The organism is Bradyrhizobium sp. WBOS08, assembly GCF_024585125.1.
Lineage (GTDB): Bacteria > Pseudomonadota > Alphaproteobacteria > Rhizobiales > Xanthobacteraceae > Bradyrhizobium > Bradyrhizobium japonicum_B.
This window is the reverse complement of record NZ_CP028988.1, coordinates 3,758,656-3,784,545: the sequence shown is the minus strand read 5'-3', so window position 1 is coordinate 3,784,545 and position 25,890 is coordinate 3,758,656. Positions and strand designations below refer to the sequence as shown.

Here is a 25,890-nt window from a genome sequence, read left to right as displayed (position 1 = left end):
TGTTCTCGTGCAGATCGCCTGCACGAGATCACCAGAAATTCATGACCGAAGCAGCGCGCCGCGATTGCGCGGATCAGTCGTCGCTCTCGTCCGTCCCGAACAGACCGAACTGCGCCGCAGCATCGCGCGAGGGCTCGGCGATGCCGAGATGGCGGAAGGCATGCGAGGTGAGCAAGCGGCCACGCGGGGTGCGCTGGAGATAGCCGCACTGGATCAGATAGGGCTCGATGATGTCCTCGATCGCGTCGCGCGGCTCGGACAGTGCCGCGGCCATGGTCTCGACGCCGACCGGGCCGCCGCCATAGTTGAGCGCGATAGTCGTGAGATAGCGGCGGTCCATGGCGTCGAGCCCAGCGGCATCGACCTCGAGCGCGCTCAGCGCGTGGTCGGCAATCTTGCGGTCGATCTTGTCGGCATCTGCCGCGGAGGCGAAGTCGCGCACGCGCCTGAGCAGCCGCCCCGCGATGCGCGGCGTGCCGCGGGCGCGGCGCGCGATCTCGTTGGCGCCATCAGAGGTCATGCCGACATTGAGCACGCGGGCGCCGCGGCTGACGATGCTCTCCAGTTCCTCGATCGTGTAGAAATTGAGCCGGACCGGAATGCCGAAGCGATCGCGCAGCGGATTGGTGAGCAGGCCGGCGCGCGTGGTGGCGCCGACGAGCGTGAATTTCGACAGCTCGATCTTCACCGAGCGCGCCGCCGGTCCCTCGCCGATGATGAGATCGAGCTGAAAGTCCTCCATCGCGGGATAAAGCACCTCTTCCACCGCCGGGCTGAGGCGATGGATCTCGTCGATGAAGAGCACGTCGCGCTCTTCGAGATTGGTGAGGAGTGCGGCGAGATCGCCGGCCTTGGCGATGACAGGCCCCGAGGTGGCGCGAAAGCCGACGCCGAGCTCCTTGGCGACGATCTGCGCCAGCGTGGTCTTGCCGAGCCCAGGTGGGCCGACGAACAGCACGTGATCCAGCGCCTCGCCGCGCTTGCGCGCGGCCTCGATGAAGATCGAGAGGTTCTTGCGCGCCTGCTGCTGGCCGACGAAATCGGACAGCGATTGCGGGCGCAGCGCGGTGTCGCCGACATCGTCGCTGCGGCGCTCAGGCGAGACCATGCGGCTGGTCTTGGGATCGCTCACCTAGTGAACTCCTCGTAGGGTGGGCAGAGCGAAGCGTGCCCACGTCTTTCGAGCGACCGGACCTCTGGTGGGCGCGGCGCGAAGGGCGCCTTTGCCCACCCTACGGGACTGACCATTGCCGCGCTCACTTCGCCAGCTCCTTCAGGCCGAGGCGGATGAGCTGCGCCGTCTCCGCGCCCTCACCCGCGCTGCGCGAGGCCGATGCGATCGCAGCAGCCGCCTGCGGCTGGCCGTAGCCGAGATTGACCAGTGCGGAGATCGCATCCGCCACCGGGCGCGGCGCGCGCTGGTCGTCGACGGCACCGGCGAGATGCACCACGGCCGGGTCGACATTGGCGAAAGCCGGCGCCTTGTCCTTCAGTTCGGTGACGATGCGCTCGGCGACCTTGGGGCCGACGCCGGGCGTGCGCGCCACCGCCGCCTTGTCGCGCAGCGCGATCGCATTGGCGAGATCGGCCGGCGAGAGCGTGCCGAGCACCGCGAGCGCGACCTTGGCGCCAACGCCCTGCACCGTCTGGAGCAGGCGAAACCATTCGCGCTCCTGATCGGTGCGGAAGCCGAACAGTTTGATCTGGTCCTCGCGGACATAGGTCTCGATCGACAGCACGGCGGCCTCGCCCGGCGAGGGCAGATGCTGCAGCGTGCGCGAGGAGCAGTGCACTTGATAACCGACACCGCCGACGTCGAGAATGACGAAATCCTCGCCGTAGGAATCGATCAGGCCCTTGAGCTTGCCGATCATAGGCCCGCCACCTTCAGCCGCAGCGCCGCGCTCTGGCGGTGATGGGCGTGGGTGATGGCGATGGCGAGCGCGTCGGCGGCGTCCGCCGACGGCGGCGCGGCCTTCGGCAACAGGATCTTCAGCATCATCGCGATCTGGGCCTTCTCGGCATGACCGGCGCCGACCACGGTCTTCTTGACCTGGTTCGGCGCATATTCGGCGACCGGGATGCCGAACATTGCGGGCGCCAACATGGCGACGCCGCGGGCCTGGCCGAGCTTCAGCGTGGCAACGCCGTCCTTGTTGACGAAGGTCTGCTCGACCGCCGCTTCCATCGGCTGGTGGCTGGAGAGAACGGCCGCGAGCCCTTCATGGATCGCGAGCAGGCGGCTCGACAGCGGCAAATCGTCCGGCGGCTCCACCGAACCGCAGGCGACGTAGATCAGGCGGTTGCCTTCGGCCTCGATCACGCCCCAGCCGGTGCGGCGCAGGCCGGGGTCGATGCCGATGATGCGAACGGGGCCACGAATCGGGAGCGCAGTCATGGGCCAGTGATAGCGGCTGGCCGCCGGAAGCGAAACAGAAACAGAACAGAAGTAACAGGGGAAAGCCGGTCCCGTGCCCCGGGCGCAGCGCGGCACGAAGTGCTGCGCTGCTGAACCGGGGCCCAGCAGGCGTCCGGACTCGGAAAACGATGGGTCCCGGCTCTGCGCAACAGCGTTTCACGCTGCAGCGCGTCCGGGACACGGGAGTACCCTACCCGCCCATCTTCGCCATCAGCGCGTCCGACACCTCGAAATTGGCGTAGACGTTCTGGACGTCGTCGTGCTCGTTGAGCAGATCCATCAGCTTGAGCAGCTTCTCGCCGGTCTCGTCGTCGACCGCGACCGTGTTTTGCGGCTTCCAGATCAGCGCGGCCTTGCGCGGCTCGCCGAACTTGGCTTCCAGCGCTTTGGCGACGTCGCGATAGCCTTCGGTCGAGGCGTAGATCTCGTGGCCGCCTTCACCCGAGACGACGTCGTCGGCGCCGGCCTCGATCGCGGCATCCAGCACCGCGTCGTCGGAGGCGACGCTGCGGTCGTATTCGATGACGCCGGTGCGATCGAACATGAAGGAGACCGAGCCGGTTTCGCCGAGATTGCCGCCGGATTTGGTGAAGAAGGAGCGGATGTCGGAGGCGGCGCGGTTGCGGTTGTCGGTCAGCGCCTCGACGATGACGGCGACGCCGCCGGGGCCGTAACCCTCGTAGCGGATCTCGTCATAATTCTCGCCATCGCTGCCGAGCGCCTTCTTGATGGCGCGCTCGATATTGTCCTTCGGCATGTTCTCCTGGCGCGCCGCGATCACGGCGGCGCGCAGACGGGGGTTCATGGCCGGGTCGGGCGTGCCGAGCTTGGCGGCGACCGTGATTTCCCGCGCCAGCTTGCCGAACAGCTTCGACTTCTGGGCATCCTGCCGCCCCTTGCGGTGCATGATGTTCTTGAATTGGGAATGTCCGGCCATGCGTGGTCTTCTCTAGGAAATCGTCAGCCAAAGGTGGAGCGTGGGAAGCGCGGCCTTATAGGCCGCCAACCCGCCGGAATCAAAGGGATCTCCTACTCCTAAGGTAGCACCCTAAAGGTGGCCCTGGGTACGGCCGGGTGCCCAAGGATCGGGCATTGTTAACCCTGATTTCATTCCGGACTGCGAAAATAGCGTCCGACCATTCCCCGACACGAGAGAGCCGATGGCGTTCGGACTATTTCGGAAGCGTCTACCGGACCAGGCTGCGCCTGCGGCCGCCCCGGCGGCGCCGCAGCCGGCGGCCCATTCCGAGCCCGCTGCCGCGGCCGAGACTGATTCGGCACGGGAAATCCTGGAGCTGCTGGAACTCGAGCTCGGCGCCATGATCCGGCAGCTCGAACGCGCCGCCAATTCGGTGGCCGGCGGCGCCGAGGCGACCGCGGCGACGCTGGCGGCCATCCGCGACCGCACCGACGCCCTGACCGGCCGGACCAACGCCGCGCAATCGACCGCATCCACCTTCGCCCATGCCGCCGACAAGTTCACCCAGTCTGCGCTCGGAATCGGGGCGCAGGTTCGCGAGGCCGGCAAGCTCGCCGACGCGGCCAGTGCCGCGGCGCAGGAAGCCCGCGCCAATGTCGACCGCTTGCGGGAATCCTCCGCCGCCATCGGCAACGTCGTCAATCTGATCGCGCAGATCGCGCGCCAGACCACGCTGCTCGCACTCAATTCGACCATCGAGGCCGCACGCGCGGGCGCGGCGGGAAAGGGCTTTGCGGTCGTCGCAACCGAGGTCAAGGCGCTCGCGGTGCAGACGCAAGGCGCGACCGAAGAGATCACGAAGAAGATCGACGCGCTGCAGCGCGACGCCGCCGGCTCTGCGGATGCCGTGCACCGCATTTCGCAGGCGATCGAGGCGATCCGCCCGGTGTTCGAGACCGTCAACGGGGCGGTCGCCGAACAGAACGCGACCACCAGCGAAGTCTCCGGCAATGCCGCGAGCGCCTCGGAGTTCATCGTCTCGGTCGGCGAGAGCGCCGCCGAGATCGATGCCGCGACCAAGGCGGCCGAGAGCCACGGCGAGAACGTCGCCAGCGCCGGCAAAGCCGTCACCACCTTCGCACAGAAGCTGAAGTCGCGTTGCGCCGTGCTGCTGCGCCAGAGCGAGCACGACGACCGCCGCAAGACCGAGCGGCTGCCCTGCCATCTCAACTTCGAGAGCGCGCGCGGCGCGATGCCGGTCTACGAGATCTCGATGGACGGCGTGCTGATCGGCGGCGCGGACGCCGGCCGGCTCGCATCGCAAGCGATGATCGAGGGCACCCTCGAAGAGGTCGGCGCCTGTCGCCTGCGCGTGGTCGAGCAATCCAAGGCCGGCGCCCGCGCGCAGTTCGCCAGCCCCAATGCCGAGCTCCGCGAAAAGATCGAGGACAAGCTCTGGTCGATCCACGAGGAGAACACCGAGTTCGTCACCCGCGCGATGGAGGCGGGCAACGCGCTGGCCAAGATCTTCGAGCAGGCGGTGGCCCGCGGCGAGGTCAGGATCGACGACCTCTTCGACACCGACTATGCCGAGATCGCCGGAACCAATCCGCAGCAATACCGCACGAAATATCTCGATTGGGCCGACCGCGCCCTGCCGCCGTTCCAGGAAGCCTTTCTGGCAAAAGACAAACGCATGGCGTTCTGCGCAATGGTCGACCGCAACGGCTTCCTGCCGGTGCACAACAAGATCTATTCGCATCCGCAGCGGCCGGGCGACGTCGCCTGGAATACGGCCAACAGCCGCAACCGGCGGATGTTCAACGATCCGGCGGGGCTGGCCGCCGCGCGCAACCTGCGATCGTATCTGGTCCAAACCTATGCGCGCGACATGGGCAACGGAAACACGGTGATGATGCGCGAGATCGACGTCCCGATCCGCGTACAAGGCCGGCACTGGGGCGGATTCCGCACCGCCTACAAACTCTAGTGCACGCTCAGGCAAGACGCTGTCGGCGAATCATCCTCTAAGTCGCCGCTGGAATGGGAATGCCGCGGAGGGCCGGCGAACGGCCCTGATTGGAGGAAGCCCAGGACATGTCCGCCGCACAACTTGCCGTCATGGACACCGCATCCAACCGCACGCTCGCCGAACGGCTGATCGATCAGCTCGCCGACCGCATCGGCGGCCTCGGCGTGGAACTCGCTGACATCGCCGGCAACGTCCAGGAAGTCGCAAACCGCGTCGCCAACCAGTCGGAACGGTTCCATCATCTGCAGAAGACGGCCGAGACGATGGTCTCGGCCAACCACGACATCGCCAATGCATCGCAGGCGGTGCAAACCACGACGTCAGCTGCGGTCGGCGAGATCGCGCAGTCGCGCAGCGCCGTCGACACCGCGGTCAGCCACATCTCCGAGCTCGTCGCCGCGGTGGAGCGGATCGAGGCGCGCCTCAGCGCGGTCGGCTCGGCGCTGGCGCAGGTCGCGAAAGTGTCCGGCTCGATCGAGGCGATCGCCAAGCAGACCAATCTGCTGGCGCTGAACGCGACCATCGAGGCCGCCCGCGCCGGCAATGCCGGCCGCGGCTTCGCGGTGGTCGCAAGCGAAGTGAAGAACCTCGCGGAAGCCACCCGCCAGGCCACGCACGAGATCTCCGACACCGTGCGCGATCTCGACGGCCAGATCGAAGGCCTGATCGGCGAAAGCAGCGACGCCTCCCAGCGCGCCAAGACGGCGGGCGAAGGCGCGCAAGCGATCTCCGGCATCATCTCCCGCGTGCAGCAGGGATTCGCCTCCGTGGAAGCGGAGATCGGCAGCGTCACGCGCGCGGCGACCTCCAATCTCGGACATTGCGACACCGTCATCAGCGAGCTCAACGAGCTCGCCAAGGGCGTCGACCTCTCCTCGCACGACCTCAAGAACGCCGACGAGCGGGTGGCCAAGCTGCTCGACACATCCGAAGGCCTGATCGCGCTGATCGCCGACAGCGGCGTGGAGACCTCGGACACGCCGCTGATCCGGATCGTGGTCGATACCGCCAAGCGAATCTCGGCCGAGTTCGAAGCCGCGATCGATCGCGGCGACATCACGCTCGACCAGCTGCTCGACGAGACCTATCGGGAAATTCCCGGCACCGATCCGAAGCAATATCTCACTGGCTACGTCGAGTTCACCGACCGCGTGCTGCCCGCGATCCAGGACCCGATCCAGAAATCGGATCCGCGCATCGTCTATTGCGTCGCCTGGGCGCGGAGCGGCTACCTGCCGACCCATAATCCGAACTACCGCCTGCCGCAGGGCAAGGACCCGGTCTGGAATAACGCCAATTGCCGCAACCGCCGCCTGTTCAACGACCGCACCGTGAAGAAGGTCGCAGGCAGCACCAAGCCGTTCCTGCTCCAGACCTACCGCCGCGACATGGGCGGCGGACAGTTCGTGCTGATGAAGGACCTGTCCTCGCCGATCATGATCCGCGGCAAGCACTGGGGCGCGTTCCGGATGGGTTTTCGCCAGGGCTGACGGCGGCCCGCGGGACAGCTCCTACTAAAAAGCGCGAAAACAACCCCATGCACAGTAGGCGGGGTCAATGGAATCAACGGCTTGCAATGGGGCAGAACGGCTTTGCGATGGGATGTGGGCGAGGCGATTTGGCTTGTCGGGCAAAACGGGGGTAGACTGCTAATATTCCGAACTGTGAGAGGCGTTGCCGTCTTCCCGGCTTTGGAGCTTTGAGCCGCCAACACTGGTGCCCCTGTCGTCGTTGCCATAGAAAGGCCGCCACGCATTAGAGGCACGCCCCCGAACACAACAAGCTGGTTTTCGATGTCCCTTCCACCCGCCCAAATCGGCGCGCCGTTTGCCGAGATCGATACACCGGCGCTGATCATCGACCTCGACGCCTTCGAGCGCAATCTCGACACGATGGCGGCACAGGTCAGCAAGCTCGGCGTTCGCCTGCGTCCGCACGCGAAGACCCACAAATCGCCGATCATTGCGGCCAAGCAGATCGCGCGCGGCGCAATCGGCCTATGCTGCCAGAAGGTCGCCGAGGCCGAGATCCTGGTGGCGGGCGGGGTCAGCGACGTGCTGGTCAGCAACGAGGTGGTGGGCCTGCGGAAGCTGGAACGGCTCGCCGCGCTGGCGCGCCATGCGCGCATCAGCGTGTGCGTCGACGATGCCCTGGGCGTCGAGCAACTGGCGCAGGCCGCGGAGCGCGCTGGATCGCACATCGAAGTCCTGGTCGAGATCGACGTCGGCGCGGGTCGCTGCGGCGTCAGGCCGGGGCCGGCGGCGGCCACCTTGGCGCGGCAGGTCGCGGGGTCACGCTTCCTGTCGTTCGGCGGCTTGCAGGCCTATCACGGCTCTGCCCAGCATTTGCGCACGCCGGAGGAGCGGCGCGCGGCCATCGCCGGCGCCGCGAACGCGACCGTGGAGACACTGCGTGTCCTCAAGGACGCGGGCTTTGAATGCCGGACGATTGGCGGCGCGGGCACCGGAACCTTCGAGCTCGAAGGCGCGAGCGGCATCTGGAACGAATTGCAGGCCGGCTCCTATATCTTCATGGACGCCGACTACGCCAAGAACCTCGCCGACGGGACGCGCAACGCCAATCCGTTCGAGCATGCGCTGTTCGTGATCGCGACCGTGATGAGCACCGGCGCCGGCGAGCGCGCGGTCATCGATGCCGGCCACAAGGCGCTGTCGAACGATAGCGGATTTCCGGTCGTGCTCGGCCGGCCCGATTTGCGCTATCACCGGCCCTCCGACGAGCACGGCCTGCTCGATTTCGACGGCGCGTCGTCGCGACTTGCGATCGGCGACAAGGTGACGCTGATCCCCGGCCATTGCGACCCGACCGTCAATCTCTACGACTGGTATGTCGGCGTGCGCGGCTTCAACACGCCGGATGCCCGCGTGGAGGCACTTTGGCCAGTCGCGGCGCGCGGCGCGGTCACCTGAGATTGACGCGTAGTGCGCGCGTCAGTCTCCGCCTCGCAACGGACAAGCAGCGGGAGTTCGAAGCACGCCTGCGGCCATCCTTCGAGACGCCCGCCTCCGGCGGGCCCTCAGGATGAGGACCGTTTGCGCAGCAGCAGCTTCAGCGAGCGCGGTGGCGCTTAGCCTCATCCTGAGGAGACCGCGAATCGGTCGTCTCGAAGGACGAGGCGCCTGCTCAGGCCCCTCCGAAAAGCCTATATACGATAGACCTGGCTTGAAGGGGGGAAGCGAATTGCGACCTGAATAGTAGACGAAGCTTCGGGCAAGGATTTAGGATCAGCCATGCTCGTGCTCGTTGGTCCTATCCTGTTCATCGCCCTGATCCTCTACGCGGTTCGGCTCCAGAAGCGAGGTTTGGCCGGCTGGAAGGCTGCCCTGATCGTCGTTCTCGGCTCAGGTCTCATCGTGGCAATCATGTTCGGATTGCTTTTCGTCGCCTTCGAGGGCTTTGATCGTCCACCCAGCTGACCCCTGGAGCGTGCTCTCCTGAGAGAGTGACGCTTATGGCCCTCAGCAGGCCTCCCTTGGTTGTCCGCCAATGTCCGCTGTTAAGAGCAAAGCTGATGTAGCCGTCCGGGGGCGCCAATCTGTGAGCACGCGCTCCAGGTCGGGACGACACCGGGATGTTGCGACGTTCTTCAACTCAACCAGAATTTCGGCGTCGCCGGCTCCAGCCGGCCGCCCACGCGCACCGGCGCAATCTTCAGCGCAAGCCCCGTCGCGTCGTCCGTCTGCACCGCGACCCCGCTGAGCGTGGCCGCGCCTGCGGCGGGCTCGAAGCGGCCTGACGGGATGCCCAACGTGAACCTCCGCAGCGGCTCCTCCTTCTGCATGCCGATGATGGAATCGTAGTCGCCGGTCATGCCGGCGTCGGTCATGTAGGCGGTGCCGCCGGTGAGGATCTGGTGGTCGGCGGTCGGCACGTGGGTGTGGGTGCCGACGACGAGGCTGGCGCGGCCGTCGCAGAAGAAGCCGATGCCCTGTTTCTCGCTCGAGGCCTCGCAATGGAAATCGACGACGATGGCGTCGGCGGCAACGCCGAGCGGGCAGGCCCCTAGCTCGCGCTCCAGCGCGGCAAAGGGATCGTCGAACGGGGTCATGAAGACGCGGCCGAGCGCGTTGACGACGAGCGCATGCTTGCCGTTCTTGGTCTCGACCAGCGCAGCGCCGCGGCCCGGCGTGCCGCGCGGATAGTTCGCAGGTCGCACCAGGCGGTCGGCGCGCTCGATGAACACCAGAGCCTCGCGCTGGTCCCAGGAATGGTTGCCGAGCGTCACTGCGTCGGCGCCGGCCTCGAGAAACTCCTGGTAGATCGCTTCCGTGATGCCGAAGCCGCCGGCGGAATTCTCGCCGTTGACCACGACGAGATCGAGCGACCAGTCCTTGACCATGCCGGGCAGATATTCGGCGACGGCCTCGCGGCCGCTACGGCCGACCACATCACCCACGAAGAGAATGCGCAACTTCAGAACTCCGGAAATCGAACACGTCCGATTCCGTTAGCACATAATCCAGCGCGACGTCGTGCGATAGTGCCGGAACCGCCTTGATCTCCTGCGCTGCGAAAGCCAGCCCGATGGCGACGATCTGCTTGGCTTTGCGCAAATGCGCGAAGGTGAAATCGTAATGCCCGGCACCGTAGCCGATGCGATGGCCGAGACGATCGAATGCCGCGAGCGGCGTCAGCATCACGTCCGGAATGACTTCGGCGGCCGCCGGCGACGGCTCGGGAATGCCGAGCGGGCCGAGCATCAGGCGATCATTCGGATGGAAGATGCGGAAGATCAGCGCCTGGCCACGTGCGGTGACGCAAGGCAGCGCCAGCTTTGCGCCCTGCTCCGCAAGCGCCTTCATCAGCGGCATCGGATCGATCTCGCTGCGGATCGGCGAATAGCCCGAGACGATGCTGCCGGGCAGCAGCTCGAACGGCAGTCCGCGCTTGGCGAGCTTTGCGGCGGCGGCGCTGCGCTTCTTCTCGCTCAGCGCATCGCGCGCCGCCAGGGCTTTGGCGCGGAGCTCGGCTTTGGTGTTGGGCATGCGCGTTTTCTCCGAAGGCAAAGCTAGCTGCCGTCATCGTCCGCGAAGGCGGACGATCCAGTATTCCAGAGACGCAAGTGATCTAACATCGACGCCGCGGCGTACTGGATGCCCCGGTCAAGCCGGGGCATGACACTGCCGGTTTGTCGTAGACCTCACCCGACAAGAACGCACTGCAAGCAAACGAAAGTGCGAAGCCGCGTACGCCGTTGAAGCACTCGATCCCGGAGTTCCCTACGAAAGTAGGTGGGCACCATATGTCCGGGCCCACGGGCCCGGACAGGGACAGTTCCCTAAAGGATCGATAAGGCCCCGGGGATATATGGCTCCTGACGCGCGTCGCAGCCTCGCCTGGGCAATGTAACAACGATACTGACGAATCGCCAGCCCAGCGAGCGGCCTCGATTTCCACCTCTCCGCAGCGGGGAGAGGTCGGATTGCGCTCGGCGATGCGAAGCATCGTCCGAAGCGATCCGGGTGAGGGGCCGCAATATGCGGTGGGACCGTAACCCCTCACCCGGATCGCATCTTACGATGCGATCCGACCTCTCCCTGCGGGAGAGGTGAGCACCGTCCCCGGCTTGCAAGACTTCGTTTTGACCATGATCAGCCGATCGCAATCCCATTGCCGACGGTGCGGTTCAGGACCTGGGTCGACTTCTCGATGCGCTCGGCCGCGGCGTTCAGCGCGTTGACCACGGCGGTCTGGGTCAGCCGGGCACGCTCGACGGCGGCGTTGCGGAAATCCCTGAGCTCGGTCAGCTCCTGCTCCATGGTACGAACACGGTTGCCGGCGTCGACCAGCTCGTCGCAGACCGTCAGCGCCGCCATCACGGTGAGGCGGGCATCGCCGATCTCGCCGAACTTTCCGCGCAGCGACTGGATGCGCGTCTCCAGGCTCTCGGCGAGCTTGAGCAGCCGCACCTCCTGGCCCTCCTCGCAGGCCATGCGGTATTGCCGGCCATTGATGGTGACGTTGATGTGGCTCATCCATCCTCTCCGGTATCGAGCACCGAGCGTATCGTGACGATGGCCGAATCCAGCCGGTCGGAGATCTCGCGGTTGGTGCGCTCGAGCTTGCGCGCTTTCACCAGCGCGCCATCGAGCTCGTCGGCAAGCCGCGAACGGTCCGCACCCAGCGCCTGAATGCGCGCCGCGAGCTCGTTCTCGTCGCGATCGGCATCGCGCCGCCGCTCCACCGCGCTTTCGAGCGCGTCGAGCGCCGCCGTCAGCCTGCGGGTCGCGATCTCGATCTCGACCGCGGAGGATTCCGTCATGGCGGCACTGTTGGACACGCGATCGTTCATGTAGTCAGCGGCGGAACCTGGCGGCCTTTGCCCAGTGGCCTTTTCCTGGGGCTTGCCGCCCGGCAAAAGACTCGGTTCGGCAAGCGGTTAGAAGCAGAAATTTACGTGGCAAGCTAGCCCAGCGCAACGCCGCCGCGAAACTATGCACCGATCAATCAGGGACGGACGTCATCCCGATCCGTGAGTTCCGCCGCGAAAGCGTCCAGCGGAAAACCGATCTCCACAGAGGCAACTTTTGCGGCCAAATCGGCGTTTGACTGCCTTGGACTCCCGGAACCGAGGTGCTATCCCAGCCCCGACCTTCAGTGGCCGCCAGGCTCCTCCCGCGCGGGCGTACATCGCCTCCAAGCGCCTCATTTCAGACGGATTTCAGACATGACGCAGGTCGATCACACCCGTATGGCCAACGCGATCCGCGGCCTTTCGATGGACGCCGTCGAGAAGGCGAAATCGGGTCATCCCGGCCTGCCGATGGGTGCCGCCGACATCGCCACGGTGCTGTTCACGCAATTCCTGAAATTCGACGCCGCGGCGCCGGCCTGGCCGGACCGCGACCGCTTCGTGCTGTCGGCCGGCCACGGCTCGATGCTGCTCTATTCGCTGCTGTATCTGACCGGCAATGCCGAGATGACGCTGGACCAGATCAAGCAGTTCCGCCAGGTCGACTCGCTCACCCCCGGACACCCGGAGAACTTCCGCACCAAGGGCATCGAGACCACGACCGGTCCGCTCGGCCAGGGCATCTCGACCGCGGTCGGCATGGCGCTGGCCGAGAAGATGCTCGCCGCCGAGTTCGGCAAGAAGATCGTCGACCATCACACCTACGTGCTCGCCTCCGACGGCGACCTGATGGAAGGCGTGTCGCAGGAAGCGATCGCGATGGCGGGGCACTGGAAGCTCAACAAGCTGATCGTGCTCTACGACGACAACGGCATCTCGATCGATGGTCCGACCTCGATCGCCGATTCGGTCGACCAGGTGAAGCGCTTCAAGTCGGCGGGCTGGGCCGCCGAGAGGATCGACGGCCATGACCAGGCGGCGATTGCCGAGGCGATCATGCGCGCGAAGAAGTCGAACAAGCCGACGCTGATCGCCTGCCGCACCACCATCGGCTTCGGCGCGCCGAACAAGGCCGGTACCTCGAAGGTGCACGGCGAGGCGCTGGGCGCCGACGAGCTCAAGGCCGCCAAGGAGAAGCTCGGCCTCTCGCTCGAGCCGTTCGCGGTCGCCGAGGACGTGCTGAAGGCGTGGCGCGCGGCCGGCAGCCGCGGCGCAGCCGCACGCCAGGAATGGGAAACGCGGCTCGGCGAGCTCGGCAGCCGCAAGCGCGCCGAGTTCGAGCGCCGTCTGCGCCATGAGCGTCCCGCTTCTCTCGCCAAGGCCGTGCGCGCCTACAAGAAGGAGCTGCTGGAAAAGCCGATGAATGCGGCGACCCGGAAATCCTCGGAAGCCGTCATCGAAGTGATTGCCGGCGCGATGCCGATGGAATTCCTGGCAGGCTCGGCCGACCTCACCGGCTCGAACAACAACAAGGCGAAGTCGGCGACCGCGTTCTCGGCCAAGACGCCGAAGGGCCGCTTCATCCATTACGGCATCCGCGAGCACGGCATGGCCGCCGCGATGAACGGCATCTTCCTGCACGGCGGCTTCGCGCCGAACGGGGCGACCTTCCTGGTGTTCACCGACTACGCCCGTCCCGCGATGCGCCTCGCCGCGCTCATGGGCGCCGGGGTGGTCTATGTGATGACGCACGATTCCATCGGCCTCGGCGAAGACGGTCCGACCCATCAGCCGGTCGAGCACCTCGCCGCGCTGCGCGCCATTCCCAACATGCGCGTATTCCGTCCCTGCGATGCCATGGAGGTCGCCGAGTGCTGGGAGCTCGCGCTCAACCGCGTGGACGGTCCGACCGTGCTGGCGCTGACGCGCCAGAACCTGCCGCAGCTGCGCACCACCGCACCGAACGACAATCCCTGTGCGGCCGGCGCCTACGAGCTGGTCGCTGCCCAGGGCGAAGCCAAGGCGACGCTGTTCGCCTCCGGCTCCGAGGTCGAGATCGCGGTCGCTGCCCAGAAGCAGCTCGCGGAACGCGGCATCGCGTCGCGCGTTGTCTCCGTTCCGTCACTGGAGCTGTTGTTAGCGCAACCAGAGGCCAAGCGCGCCGCCATCATCGGCAATGCGCCGGTGAAGGTGGCGATCGAGGCTGCCGTGCGCTGGGGCTGGGATGCCGTGATCGGCCAGGATGGCGAATTCATCGGCATGCATTCCTTCGGCGAAAGCGGCCCTGCAAAGGAGCTTTACAAGCACTTCGGTATTACCGCCGAGGCTGCGGTTAACGCTGTGCTGAAGCGCGTTACCTGAGAGTTGAGCTTGTCGCAAAAAAGGACTACGTAATCCCTCATATGATCAAGCACCGCCCGGCCGAACCGGGCGCCCGCCCCTAAAAAACCCTCGCAGGCGCGCACAGCGCGTTGTGCGGGATGACAACGGTCATTGAAGGAGACGAAACATGGCAGTCCGCGTCGGAATTAACGGCTTTGGCCGCATCGGCCGCAACATCCTGCGGGCTATCGCCGAGTCAGGCCGCAAGGACATCGAGGTCGTCGGCATCAACGACCTCGGTCCGGTCGAGACCAACGCCCATCTGCTCCGTTTCGACAGCGTCCATGGCCGTTTCCCCGGCACCGTCACCGTCGACGGCGACTCGATCAACCTCGGAGGCGGCAAGATCAAGGTGACCGCCGAGCGCGATCCTTCGAAGCTGCCGTGGAAGGATCTCGGCGTCGACATCGCGATGGAATGCACCGGCATCTTCACCTCGAAGGACAAGGCATCCGCGCATCTGACCGCCGGCGCCAAGCGCGTGCTGGTCTCCGCGCCCGCCGACGGCGCCGACGCCACCATCGTCTACGGCGTCAACCACGAGACGCTGACCCGGGATCACCTCGTCGTCTCCAACGGAAGCTGCACCACCAATTGCCTGGCGCCGGTTGCCAAGGTGCTGAACGACCTCGTCGGCATCGAGACCGGCTTCATGACCACGATCCACGCCTATACCGGCGACCAGCCGACGCTCGATACGATGCACAAGGATCTCTACCGCGGCCGCGCGGCCGCGATGTCGATGATCCCGACCTCGACCGGTGCGGCGAAGGCGATCGGCCTCGTGCTGCCCGAGCTGAAGGGCAAGCTCGACGGCGTCGCGATCCGCGTGCCGACCCCGAACGTCTCGGTGGTCGACCTCAAGATCGTCGCCAAGCGCGCCACCGACGCCAAGGAGATCAACGCGGCGATGAAGCGCGCCAGCGAGCAGCAGCTCAAGGGCATCCTCGGCTACACCAATGCGCCGAACGTCTCGATCGACTTCAACCACGACCCGCACTCCTCGACCTTCCACGAAGACCAGACCAAGGTGCAGAACGGCACGCTGGTGCGCGTGATGTCCTGGTACGACAACGAGTGGGGCTTCTCGAACCGCATGGCGGACACCGCCGCCGCGATGGCGAAGGTGATCTGAGCCACGGTCTCGTGTCCCGGACGCGGTGCAGCGCATAGCGCTGCTCCGCAGAGCCGGGACCCATTCAACCGCGGGACTCGCTTGTGATGCGGGTCCCGGTTCTGCAGCGCACCGCTCCGCGGCTAGCGCAGCGCCCGGGACAAGAGAGAGCGTCCGATGACCAACAAATTCCGCACCCTCGACGACGTCGACGTGAAGGGCAAGCGCGTGCTGCTGCGCGTCGACCTCAACGTGCCCATGGACAATGGCCGCGTCAGCGACGCGACCCGGCTCGAGCGCGTCGCGCCGACCATCGCCGAAATCTCGGACAAGGGCGGCAAGGTCATCCTGCTCGCGCATTTCGGCCGGCCGAAGGGGCGCGATGCCAAGGACTCGCTCAAGCCGGTCGCCGAGGCGCTGTCGAAGGTGGTGAAGAAGCCGGTCGCCTTCGCCGACGATTGCATCGGCGAGCCCGCGGCCAAGGCCGTTGCCGCTCTGAAGGACGGCGACATTCTCTGTCTCGAGAACACCCGCTTCCACAAGGAAGAGGAAAAGAACGATCCGGCCTTCGTCGCGGAGCTGGCGAAGCTCGGCGACATCTGGGTCAACGACGCGTTCTCGGCCGCGCACCGCGCCCACGCCTCGACCGAAGGCCTCGGCCACAAGCTGCCGGCCTATGCCGGCCGCACCATGCAGGCCGAGCTCAACGCGCTGGAGAAGGCGCTGGGCTCGCCGACCAAGCCCGTCATCGCCATCATCGGCGGCGCCAAGGTCTCGACCAAGATCGACCTGCTCGAAAACCTCGTGACCAAGGTCGACGCGCTGGTGATCGGCGGCGGCATGGCCAACACCTTCCTGCACGCCCAGGGCGTTGCGGTCGGCAAGTCGCTGGCCGAGAAGGATCTGAGCGCCACCGCGCTGCGCATCATGGAGAAGGCGGACGCCGCCAATTGTGCGATCATCCTGCCCGTGGACGCCATTGTTGCCTATCACTTCGCCGCCAACGCGCCCTCGCACGCCTATGGGCTCGACGCGATCCCGGCCGACGGCATGATCCTCGACGTCGGCCCGCAATCGATCGCCCGCGTCCACGCCGCGATCGACGACGCGGCGACGCTGGTCTGGAACGGCCCGCTGGGCGCGTTCGAGATGCAGCCGTTCGACCGCGGCACGGTCGCGGCCGCCAAGCACGCTGCCGAGCGCACCAAGGCCAAGAAGCTGATCTCGATCGCGGGCGGCGGCGACACCGTCGCAGCGCTCAACCAGGCCCATGTGGCCGGTGACTTCACCTATGTCTCGACCGCCGGTGGCGCGTTCCTCGAGTGGATGGAAGGCAAGCCCCTGCCCGGCGTCGAGGTGCTGCGCGTCAAGTAACTCAAGTCGGCAAACATCGCGGCCTTGAAAGGCCCCAACGGGAGAAAAAGACAGATGGCTCGGATCACGTTACGTCAACTGCTCGACCACGCGGCGGAGAACGATTACGGCGTACCGGCCTTCAACATCAACAACATGGAGCAGGCGCTGGCGATCATGGACGCGGCCAACCAGGTCGACGCGCCCGTCATCATCCAGGCCTCGCGCGGCGCGCGCTCCTACGCCAACGACGTCATGCTCAAGCACATGATGGACGCGGTGACCGAGATCTATCCGCACATTCCGGTCTGCGTGCATCTCGACCACGGCAACGAGCCGGCGACCTGCATGACCGCGATCCAGGCCGGTTTCACCTCCGTCATGATGGACGGCTCGCTCAAGGCCGACGGCAAGACGCCCGGCGACTGGGCCTACAATGTCGACGTCACCAAGACCGTGACCGACATGGCCCATCTCGGCGGCATCTCGGTCGAGGGCGAGCTCGGCGTGCTCGGCTCGCTCGAGACCGGCATGGGCGACAAGGAAGACGGCCACGGCGCCGAAGGCAAGCTCAGCCACGACCAGCTCCTGACCAATCCGGACGAGGCCGTGAAGTTCGTCAAGGAAACCAAGGTCGACGCGCTCGCGATCGCTATGGGGACGTCCCACGGCGCCTACAAATTTACCCGCAAGCCCGACGGCGACATCCTCGCCATGAACGTGATCGAGGAGATCCACCGCAAGCTGCCGAACACGCACCTCGTCATGCACGGCTCCTCCTCGGTGCCGCAGGATCTCCAGGACATCATCAACGCCTATGGCGGCAAGATGAAGCCGACCTGGGGCGTGCCCGTGAGCGAGATCCAGCGCGGCATCAAGAACGGCGTGCGCAAGATCAACATCGACACCGACAACCGCATGGCGATGACAGGCCAGATCCGCAAGGTGCTGAAGGACAGCCCGGAAGAGTTCGATCCGCGCAAGTACCTGAAGCCGGCGATGGAAGCCATGACCAAGCTGTGCAAGCAGCGCCTGCAGGAGTTCAACACCGCAGGCCAGGCCGCCAAGATCAAGCGCGTCCTGACCACCGCCGAGATGGCCAAGCGCTACGCCAAGGGCGAGCTGGATCCGAAGGTCGCGTAAAAGCCGACACCGCGCGCAGCTCCACTTGCAGCAGGGCTGTCATAGGTAGAGATCCACGAGAAGTCGTCATGCCCGGGCTTGTCCCGGGCATCCACGTTCTTGGGTGGCCGGAGCAAGGCGTGGACGGCCGGGACAAGCCCGGCCATGACGCTGTGGAGGTCGGCCCCCTCCCCCTGCGACGAACGTTAACTCGGCAATTGCCCGAGAACGGTCTATTTTCACGGGCAAGGGCAGAATCGTTTTGGGAGGACCTCTCGATGAATCTGACTGAGCTCAACAGGATCGCGACCGCCATGGTGGCACCCGGCAAGGGTATCCTCGCCGCCGACGAATCCTCCGGCACCATCAAGAAGCGCTTCGACGCGATCGGCGTCGCCTCGACCGAAGAGAACCGCCGCGACTATCGCGAGATGCTGTTCCGCTCCAAGGACGCCATGAGCCAGTACATCTCCGGCGTGATCCTCTATGACGAGACGATCTGGCAGAATGCTGCGGACGGCACGCCGCTGATCAAGCTGATCGAGAGCAGCGGTGCCATTCCCGGCATCAAGGTCGACGAGGGCACGCAGGCCCTGCCGATGTGTCCGGGCGAGCTCGTCACCGTCGGGCTCGACAAGCTCGCCGAGCGGCTGAAGAAATATTACGAGCGCGGCGCGCGCTTCGCCAAATGGCGCGCGGTGATCGACATCGGCAGCGGCGCTGACGGCCGGGGCATTCCCTCCATGACCGCGATCAGCGTCAACGCCCACGCGCTGGCTCGCTATGCCGCGCTGTGCCAGGCCGCACAGATCGTGCCGATCGTGGAGCCGGAGGTGCTGATGGACGGCGACCACGACATCGACCGCTGCTATGAAGTGACGGGGCGCGTGCTCAACAAGACGTTCCAGGAATTGCGCGTCCAGCGCGTCGCGCTCGAAGGCATGGTGCTGAAGCCCAACATGGCGATCTCAGGCAAGAAGTGCGCGAAGCAGGCTTCCGTCGAGGAGGTCGCGGAGAAGACGATCCGGCTGCTGAAGGCCTGCGTGCCGGCGGCCGTGCCCGGCATCGCCTTCCTCTCCGGCGGCCAGTCGGACGAGGAGGCAACCGCGCATCTCAACGCCATGCACAGGCTCGGTCCGCTGCCCTGGGGCCTGACCTTCTCCTATGGCCGCGCGCTGCAGGCCGCGCCGCAGAAGGCCTGGTCCGGGAGGCCTGAGAATGTCGCGGCCGGCCAGCGCGCCTTCAGCCATCGCGCGCGAATGAACGGCCTTGCCGCCAAGGGTGAGTGGCAAAGCAGCCTGGAACAGAAGGCAGCCTAGATCTTGTCGAACAAACCGCCTCCGCCGCGTCCGGCGCCGCGCCTCTACCTTGCGACGCCCGTCGTGGATGATCCCGCTGCGCTTGTCGCCGAGCTCCCGGGCCTGCTCGCGGTCGCCGACATCGCGGCCGTGCTGCTGCGGCTGAAGGAGACCGACCACCGCACCATGATCTCGCGCATCAAGGCGCTGGCGCCGCCGGTGCAGAAGGCTGGCGCAGCGCTGCTGGTCGAGGGCCATGCCGAGCTGGTCGCGCGCGGCGGCGCCGACGGCGCGCACCTGCCCGGCATCGCCGCGCTGAAGGAGGCGCTGCCATCGCTCAAGCCCGATCGCATCGCCGGCGTCGGCGGGCTGACGACGCGGCACCATTCCATGGATGCGGGCGAAATGGGCGCGGATTACGTGCTGTTCGGCGAACCCGATGCGAATGGCCAGCGTCCCCAGGCGCAGGCGATCGCCGAGCGGCTGGACTGGTGGGCCGAGCTGTTCGAGCCGCCCTGCGTCGGCTTTGCCACCTCGCTCGAGGAAGCCCACGACTTCGCCCTCAGCGGCGCCGATTTCGTGCTGGTCGGCGACTTCATCTGGTCCGATCCGCGCGGGCCCAAGGCCGCGCTGGTCGAGGCGGATGCCGCGATCAAGAAGGCGCACGCGACGGCGACGGCGAGCCAGAATACTGCCGGCGACGAGCACGGCTAGCGCCCGACATGAAGCTCCCCTGCATCACCATGCTGGCTGCGCTGCTGCTCACGGCACCGGCGGCCGCGCAGCTTCAGATCGCCCCGCCGGCCACCATACCGAGCACGCCGCCTGAGAAGCAGAAGCCCAAGCCCCCCGCGCCGGCCAAGAAGGAGGCTGCGCCGAAGCCTGCGGCCTCGCCCAAGCCGGCCCCCTCCGCCAAGCCGACGCCGGCCCCGACCGTGATCCCGGCGCCGCCGACCGACAATTCCAACGCCGATCTGGTGTACGGCGCCTATCAGCGCGGCCAGTACAAGACGGCGTTCGAGCTCGCCACCGCCCGCGCGCAAGCCGGCGATCCCAAGGCGATGACCATGCTCGGCGAGCTCTATTCCAACGCCATGGGCATTCGCCGCGATTATGCCAAGGCGGCCGAATGGTACAAGCGCGCCGCAGACGCCGGCGACCGCGAGGCGATGTTCGCGCTCGCCATGCTGCGCATTTCCGGCCGCGGCGGCGCGGTCGACAAGGGCGAGGCCGTCAAGCTGATGGCGTCCGCCGCCAAGCTCGGCGAGCCCAGGGCGGCCTATAATCTCGCTCTGCTCTATCTCGATGGCCAGACCCTGCCGCAGGACGTCAAGCGCTCGGCCGAGCTGCTGCGCCAGGCCGCCGATGCCGGCCTGCCCGAGGCGCAGTACGCGCTCGCGACCTTCTACAAGGAAGGCACCGGCGTTCCGAAGGATCCGGAACGCGCGGTGCGGCTGCTGCAGGCCGCCTCGCTCGCCGACAATGTCGACGCCGAGGTCGAATATGCGATCGCCATGTTCAACGGCACCGGCACGCCGAAGAACCAGCCGGCCGCCGTCGCCCTGCTCCGCAAGGCCTCCCGCCAGGGCAGCGCGATCGCACAGAACCGGCTGGCGTGGGTGCTGATCAACGGCGTCGGCACCACCATGGACAAGGTCGAGGGCTTCAAATGGCACCTGGTGGCCAAGACCGCCGGCAAGGGCGACCCCGAGCTCGACAAGCAATTGTCCGACCTGCCCGCCGAGGAGCGGACCAAGGCGGAGGCCGCCGCCAAGAAGTGGCTCGGCAACAAATGACTTGACCCCAAATGACCTGATCCGAAATGACCTGATCCAATGACTTGACGCCAGCGCCCCTGCAGGGCACCCAAGGCGTCAAACAGGCGCGATGTCCCGCCCTTCTCCCCCGATCAAGACCGAAAGCTCATGCTGTATTCCGCCACTATCAACGTCATGGTCAAGGCCGCGCGCCGTGCCGGTCGCAGCCTCAAGCGCGATCTCGGCGAGATCGAGCATCTCCAGGTCTCGCTGAAGGGGCCGGCGAATTTCGTCTCGCTTGCCGACAAGCGCGCCGAGGAGATGCTGTACCAGGACCTCGCCAAGGCCCGCCCCGGCTACGGCTTCATCGGCGAGGAAGGCGGCACGCGGGAAGGCAGCGACAAGAGCCATACCTGGATCGTCGATCCGCTCGACGGCACCACCAACTTCCTGCACGGCATCCCGCAATTTGCGATCTCGATCGGGCTGTCGCGCGAGGGCACGATCATCGCGGGCGTGATCTACAACCCCGCCAATGACGAGCTCTACATCGCCGAGCGCGGCAAGGGCGCCTTCCTCAACGACCAGCGCCTGCGGGTGGCCGGCCGCCGCCAGCTGAACGAATGCGTGGTGGCCTGCGGCCTGCCCCATATCGGCCGCGGCGATCACGAGGAATTCCGCCGCGAGATGACGGCGATCCAGGACCGCGTCGCGGGCCTGCGCCGCTTCGGCGCCGCCTCGCTCGACCTCGCCTTCGTCGCCGCCGGCCGCCTCGACGGCTATTGGGAGCGCAATCTGCAATCCTGGGACATCGCGGCCGGCATGCTGATGGTGCGCGAAGCCGGCGGGACGGTGAGCGACATCGCAACGCCCGGCGATGCGCTGGTGACCGGGGACGTCGTGTGCGGCAACGAGTTCGTGCACGGGGAGTTGGTGAAGATCTTGCGGAAGGCGGCGTAAGGCGGAAGCTCGACGCCCAGGACTTATCGCCGGGCCGGGGATATTCGACGCGCGCGCGAGGTTTTTGACCAAGCGGCGGTTGCCCGGCCTCTTACCGTGAACATTGCCCGATTGGGCAGCACGTCTACGAGGACGATATGTCCGACACTCAAATCAGCTTGGTGAAGGTTGACGCAACCGATATCGGCGATTTCAAAAAAGAACTGCAGGACGCCTTCTCCATAGCCGTTGCGGAGGAATACGAGAATCTGCCGGACGGGCCCATTCCTTCAGACGACGACCTGGACAAATCAATCAACGCCAAGGGGGCGGTGACACTGCGCATCATTTGCGAAGGCCTAAAGGTTGGCGGCGCGGTGGTGACCATCAACGAACAAACTCACCGTAACTCGCTGGATCTCTTCTTTCTGAAGGTTGGCCAGGAGGGGCGTGGTTTGGGCCACAAAGCGTGGCTTGCCTTGGAACACCGGTACCCAAAGACGGTGGCGTGGCGGACTTACACTCCATATTTCGAGAAGAGAAACATCCACTTCTACGTCAACAAGTGTGGTTTCAAGATCATCGAATTCTTCAACGACCGGCATACCGATCCGAATCACCCCGCTGTTCCGGACGATCCTGCGGGTAGCGAAGGATTCTTGTTCGAAAAGATCATGTAAGCGAGAGACGCCGATGCTGACGCCAGCGCCCCGTTCTCCGGCTCGAACCCGCCTGAGACGCCTGACGACGTGCTGGTGACGGGCGACGTCGTGCGCGGCAACGAGTTCGCGCACGGGTATCTGGTGAAGATCTTGCGGAAGCCGACGTAAGGCGGAAGCCCGCGCTTCGCACTCCACCGTCATCATCCGCGAAGGCGGATGATCCAGTATTCCAGAGACGTCAGTCGGATACCGAGAAGCCGCGGCGTACTGGATGCCCCGCCTGCGCGGGGCATGACGGAAAGCACTGTCAGTGCCCGGTATGAGCCCGCGCCGGCGAACCGTGAGGCTCGCGTTCCTTCGCCGCCGCCGGCTCCCGGTCCCCGCCCAGCACGCGCTGCACCGAGACGAAGAACACCGGCACCATCAACAGCGCCAGGATCACCACCGCGATCATGCCGCCCATCACGACTGAGCCGAGCGCCTGCTGGCTGGCGCCGCCGGCGCCGTGGGCAATCGCCATCGGCAGCACGCCGCAGATGAAGGCAAGGCCGGTCATCAGGATCGGGCGGAAGCGCAGGCGGCAGGCTTCGATGGTGGCCTCCACCAGCGGCTTGCCTTCCTTGCGCAGATCCTTGGCGAACTCGATGATCAGGATCGCGTCCTTGGCGGCAAGGCCGATGATGGTGATCAGGCCGACGGTGAAATAGACGTCGTTGGGCAGGCCGCGCAGCATCGCCGCGGCGACCGCGCCGACGATGCCGAGCGGCACGGTGAGCAGCACCGCGAGCGGAATGGTCCAGCTCTCGTAGAGCGCGGCGAGACACAGGAACACAACGAACACCGACAGCGCCAGCAGGAACGGCGCCTGCGAGCCGGACAGCTTCTCCTGCAGCGACTGCCCGGTCCATTCATAGCCGAAGCCGCGCGGCAATCTGTCGGCAAGCTGCTCCATCTCGGCGATGGCGTCGCCCGAGGTGAAGCCGGGCCTGGCTTCGCCGGAGATGCGCACCGCCGGATAATAGTTGAAGCCGGCGATCTGCGTCGGCCCGCGCGCCCATTCGACCGTGGCGAAGGACGAGAACGGCACCAGCTGGCCGCGGCTGTTCTTGACGTTGTAGTTGAGGATGTCCTCGGTCCGCATGCGGTCGCGGGCGTCCGCCTGCACCACGACGCGCTGCATGCGGCCGCGGTTCGGGAAGTCGTTGATGTAGTTCGAGCCGAGATTGGTCGAGATCGTGTTGTTGATGTCCTCGAAGGTGACGCCGAACGCGCCGGCCTTCTCGCGGTCGATCATGAGATTGACCACGCCTGCCTCGGGCAGGCCTTCGATATAGACCTTCTGGAGCACCGGGCTCGCATTGGCCGCCGCGATCAGCTGGTCGGCAGCGCGCATCAAGGCCGGATAGCCCTTCTGGCCGCGGTCCTGGAGACGGAACGAGAAACCGGAGGAGTTGCCGAGATTGTCGATCGGCGGCGGCTGCAGCGCCGAGATCTTCGCATCGCGGATCGACGAGCCGAGGTCGCGATTGACGTCGTTGACGATCGCGGCGGCGGAATCCTTCGGCCCGCGCTCCGACCAGTCCTTCAGGGTGATGAAGGCCTGCGCGGTGTTCATGCCCTGGCCGGAGAAGCTGAAGCCGGTGAGGAAGGTGACGTTGTCGACACCCGGCCGCGCGGCCAGATATTTCTCGACCTTCTCGATCACGGCCTCGGTCCGGGCATAGGACGAATCCGACGGCGTCTGCACGTCTGTGGTGACGAAGCCCTGGTCGTCGACCGGCAGGAAGCCGCCGGGCAGATTGACGAAGGCCCAGGACAGCCCGACCAGCAGCGCGACATAGACCAGCATCAGGCGGCCCGTGCGTTTCAGCGAGAAGCCGACGGTGCTGGCGTAGCGAAACCGGAAGGCCTCGAGCAGATGATTGAACCGGCTGAACACGAAGTTGGTGGAATGGCCGTGCCCCTTGGCGATCGGCTTCAGCAGCGTCGCGCAAAGCGCCGGCGTCAGCGACAGCGCCAGGAAGGCGGAGAAGCCGATCGCCGCGACCATGGTGACCGAGAACTGGCGGTAGATGATGCCGACCGAGCCCGGGAAGAATGCCATCGGCACGAACACCGCCATCAGCACCAGCGTGATGCCGATGATGGCGCCGGTGATCTGCGACATGGCTTTTCGCGTCGCTTCCTTCGGCGACAGGCCTTCCTCGGCCATGATGCGCTCGACGTTCTCGACCACGACGATGGCGTCGTCGACGAGGATGCCGACCGCGAGCACCATGCCGAACATCGAGAGCATGTTGATGGAATAACCGGCGAGCAGCAGCACGGTGCAGGCGCCCAGAAGCGCCACGGGCACCACGATGGTCGGAATGATGGTGTAGCGGATGTTCTGGAGGAACAGGAACATCACCACGAACACCAGCACCACGGCTTCGACGAGTGTCGTCAGCACCTTCTTGATCGAAGCCTCGACCACGGGCGTGATGTTGTAGGGAATCTCGTAGGTGATGTTGGCCGGGAAGAAGCGCGACAGCTCCTTCATCTTGGCTTCGACCGCGCTCGCGGTCGCCAGCGCATTGCCGGTGGGCGACATCAGCACCGACAGACCCGCAGTCGGCTTGCCGTTGAGGCGCGTGTTGAACTGGTAGCTGAGGCCGCCGACCTCGACGCGCGCGACATCGCGCAGGCGCACGGTCGAGCCGTCGGCATTGGCGCGCAGGATGATGGCGCCGAATTCGTCCGGCGAGGAGAGCTGCCCCTTGACCAGCACCAGCGCGGAGGTGCGCTGGTTGGACGTCGAAGGTTCGGCGCCGATACTGCCGGAGGCAACCTGCGCGTTCTGCGCGGCGATCGCCTTGTTGACGTCGTCGGCCGTGAGACCATAGCCGACGAGCTTGGCTGGATCGACCCAGACGCGAAGCGAGCGCTCGGTCGAATAGAGCGTAGCGCGGCCGACGCCTGGAATGCGGCGAACCTCACCGAGCACGTTGCGGATCATGAAGTCGCCGAGGCCAACCTCATCCAGGCTGCCGTCGGTCGAGCTCAGCGTGATGATCTGGAGCACCGCGCTGGAGGCTTCCTCGATCAGGATGCCCTGCTGCATCACCGCGCGCGGCAGACGTGCCTCGACGCGCTTGATGCGGTTCTGGACTTCCACGGAGGCGTCGTTGGTGTCGGTGCCCGGCTGGAAATTGGCGATGATTTCGACCTGGCCGAGCGAATCGCTGGTCGATTCGAAATTGAGGATGCCGGAGGCGCCGTTGAGCTCCTCCTCGATCAGACGCGTGACGCTGTTGTAGAGGTTTTCCGGCGAGGCACCGGGATAGCTGGTCGAGATCGAGATCGAGGGCGGTGCGATGATCGGATATTGCGCGATCGGCAGCAGCGGCACGGCGATCGCACCGATCAAGCAGATGAACAGCGCGACCACCCAGGCGAAGATGGGCCTGTCGATAAAGAAACTGGCCATTGGCCGTTTTACCCTCGTTGTTTCGTGAGTCCCTCATGGTGAGGAGCGCGGAACGCGCGTCTCGAACCATGAAGGCGGGCTCTCGCCCGCGGCCATCCTTCGAGACGCCCG

The 25,890-nt window shown here is 65.9% G+C and carries 22 protein-coding genes and 1 other RNA gene; 13 read left to right on the top strand and 10 right to left on the bottom strand.

The window, feature by feature from the left end:
- Nucleotides 1–73: 73 nt before the first annotated feature.
- The 4 genes from ruvB to DCM80_RS18000 form a co-directional block, all read right to left on the bottom strand.
- Entirely contained in the window at nt 74–1,132 is a 1,059-nt protein-coding gene (gene ruvB, locus DCM80_RS18015; protein ID WP_257192912.1) for a Holliday junction branch migration DNA helicase RuvB, read from the bottom strand.
- Between the two features lie 124 nt (nt 1,133–1,256).
- Nucleotides 1,257–1,874, bottom strand: coding sequence for a Holliday junction branch migration protein RuvA (gene ruvA / locus DCM80_RS18010; RefSeq protein ID WP_035998377.1), 618 nt, complete (start codon nt 1,872–1,874; stop codon nt 1,257–1,259).
- Entirely contained in the window at nt 1,871–2,398 is a 528-nt protein-coding gene (gene ruvC / locus DCM80_RS18005) for a crossover junction endodeoxyribonuclease RuvC (protein ID WP_257192911.1), read from the bottom strand. Before ruvC ends, ruvA begins: the two co-directional genes overlap by 4 nt.
- Nucleotides 2,399–2,609: 211 nt before the next feature.
- Nucleotides 2,610–3,356, bottom strand: coding sequence for a YebC/PmpR family DNA-binding transcriptional regulator (locus DCM80_RS18000; RefSeq protein ID WP_028138448.1), 747 nt, complete (start codon nt 3,354–3,356; stop codon nt 2,610–2,612).
- Between the two features lie 223 nt (nt 3,357–3,579).
- Here DCM80_RS18000 and DCM80_RS17995 point away from each other — a divergent pair, with 223 nt between their 5' ends.
- The 4 genes from DCM80_RS17995 to DCM80_RS17980 all read left to right on the top strand — a co-directional run bounded on the left by DCM80_RS17995 (nt 3,580) and on the right by DCM80_RS17980 (nt 8,807).
- Entirely contained in the window at nt 3,580–5,328 is a 1,749-nt protein-coding gene (locus DCM80_RS17995) for a methyl-accepting chemotaxis protein (RefSeq protein ID WP_257192910.1), read from the top strand.
- A gap of 107 nt (nt 5,329–5,435) precedes the next feature.
- Complete coding sequence (locus DCM80_RS17990) at nt 5,436–6,860, top strand: methyl-accepting chemotaxis protein (RefSeq protein WP_257192909.1); 1,425 nt, start codon at nt 5,436–5,438, stop codon at nt 6,858–6,860.
- A 303-nt stretch (nt 6,861–7,163) separates the two neighbouring features.
- The gene (locus DCM80_RS17985) at nt 7,164–8,300 is read left to right on the top strand and encodes a DSD1 family PLP-dependent enzyme (RefSeq protein ID WP_257192908.1); all 1,137 of its coding nucleotides are present in this window, start codon (nt 7,164–7,166) and stop codon (nt 8,298–8,300) included.
- Nucleotides 8,301–8,621: 321 nt separating this feature from the next.
- Nucleotides 8,622–8,807, top strand: coding sequence for a hypothetical protein (locus DCM80_RS17980; RefSeq protein ID WP_257192907.1), 186 nt, complete (start codon nt 8,622–8,624; stop codon nt 8,805–8,807).
- A 170-nt stretch (nt 8,808–8,977) separates the two neighbouring features.
- Here the strand turns inward: DCM80_RS17980 and DCM80_RS17975 are convergent, their stop codons facing one another.
- The 5 genes from DCM80_RS17975 to DCM80_RS17955 form a co-directional block, all read right to left on the bottom strand.
- Nucleotides 8,978–9,802, bottom strand: a complete 825-nt coding sequence (locus DCM80_RS17975; RefSeq protein ID WP_257192906.1) for a TIGR00282 family metallophosphoesterase — start codon at nt 9,800–9,802, stop codon at nt 8,978–8,980.
- A complete protein-coding gene (locus tag DCM80_RS17970) occupies nt 9,780–10,376 on the bottom strand; it encodes a 5-formyltetrahydrofolate cyclo-ligase (RefSeq protein WP_257192905.1) in 597 nt (198 codons plus the stop codon). Before DCM80_RS17970 ends, DCM80_RS17975 begins: the two co-directional genes overlap by 23 nt.
- Nucleotides 10,377–10,566: 190 nt before the next feature.
- Nucleotides 10,567–10,727: non-coding RNA, 6S RNA (gene ssrS / locus DCM80_RS17965), on the bottom strand.
- 255 nt (nt 10,728–10,982) lie between these two features.
- The gene (locus tag DCM80_RS17960) at nt 10,983–11,366 is read right to left on the bottom strand and encodes a cell division protein ZapA (RefSeq protein ID WP_028138455.1); all 384 of its coding nucleotides are present in this window, start codon (nt 11,364–11,366) and stop codon (nt 10,983–10,985) included.
- Nucleotides 11,363–11,683 carry a DUF4164 domain-containing protein gene (locus DCM80_RS17955; protein WP_028138456.1) on the bottom strand — a complete coding sequence of 107 codons (321 nt, stop codon included), beginning with the start codon at nt 11,681–11,683 and terminating at the stop codon, nt 11,363–11,365. The genes DCM80_RS17960 and DCM80_RS17955 overlap by 4 nt, the downstream gene beginning before the upstream one ends.
- 375 nt (nt 11,684–12,058) lie before the next feature.
- Here DCM80_RS17955 and tkt point away from each other — a divergent pair, with 375 nt between their 5' ends.
- The 9 genes from tkt (at nt 12,059) to DCM80_RS17910 (ending at nt 22,328) form a co-directional block, all read left to right on the top strand.
- A complete protein-coding gene (tkt, locus tag DCM80_RS17950) occupies nt 12,059–14,044 on the top strand; it encodes a transketolase (protein WP_257192904.1) in 1,986 nt (661 codons plus the stop codon).
- A 148-nt stretch (nt 14,045–14,192) separates the two neighbouring features.
- Nucleotides 14,193–15,200: a type I glyceraldehyde-3-phosphate dehydrogenase gene (gene gap / locus DCM80_RS17945; protein WP_257176688.1), complete on the top strand. Its 1,008-nt coding sequence runs from the start codon at nt 14,193–14,195 to the stop codon at nt 15,198–15,200.
- A gap of 156 nt (nt 15,201–15,356) precedes the next feature.
- Nucleotides 15,357–16,553 carry a phosphoglycerate kinase gene (gene pgk, locus DCM80_RS17940; RefSeq protein WP_257192903.1) on the top strand — a complete coding sequence of 399 codons (1,197 nt, stop codon included), beginning with the start codon at nt 15,357–15,359 and terminating at the stop codon, nt 16,551–16,553.
- A 54-nt stretch (nt 16,554–16,607) separates the two neighbouring features.
- A complete protein-coding gene (gene fba / locus DCM80_RS17935; protein ID WP_257176687.1) occupies nt 16,608–17,675 on the top strand; it encodes a class II fructose-bisphosphate aldolase in 1,068 nt (355 codons plus the stop codon).
- A gap of 257 nt (nt 17,676–17,932) precedes the next feature.
- On the top strand, nt 17,933–18,973 hold the full coding sequence (locus DCM80_RS17930) for a class I fructose-bisphosphate aldolase (RefSeq protein ID WP_257192902.1): 1,041 nt from the start codon (nt 17,933–17,935) through the stop codon (nt 18,971–18,973).
- 3 nt (nt 18,974–18,976) lie between these two features.
- On the top strand, nt 18,977–19,666 hold the full coding sequence (locus DCM80_RS17925) for a thiamine phosphate synthase (RefSeq protein ID WP_257192901.1): 690 nt from the start codon (nt 18,977–18,979) through the stop codon (nt 19,664–19,666).
- A gap of 8 nt (nt 19,667–19,674) precedes the next feature.
- Nucleotides 19,675–20,748, top strand: a complete 1,074-nt coding sequence (locus DCM80_RS17920; protein ID WP_257192900.1) for a tetratricopeptide repeat protein — start codon at nt 19,675–19,677, stop codon at nt 20,746–20,748.
- 129 nt (nt 20,749–20,877) lie between these two features.
- Nucleotides 20,878–21,669, top strand: a complete 792-nt coding sequence (locus DCM80_RS17915) for an inositol monophosphatase family protein (protein ID WP_257192899.1) — start codon at nt 20,878–20,880, stop codon at nt 21,667–21,669.
- Between the two features lie 137 nt (nt 21,670–21,806).
- Nucleotides 21,807–22,328, top strand: coding sequence for an N-acetyltransferase (locus DCM80_RS17910; protein WP_257192898.1), 522 nt, complete (start codon nt 21,807–21,809; stop codon nt 22,326–22,328).
- Nucleotides 22,329–22,617: 289 nt separating this feature from the next.
- On the opposite strand, the gene DCM80_RS17905 is transcribed toward DCM80_RS17910, so the two are convergent.
- A complete protein-coding gene (locus DCM80_RS17905; RefSeq protein WP_257192897.1) occupies nt 22,618–25,779 on the bottom strand; it encodes a multidrug efflux RND transporter permease subunit in 3,162 nt (1,053 codons plus the stop codon).
- Nucleotides 25,780–25,890: the final 111 nt, after the last annotated feature.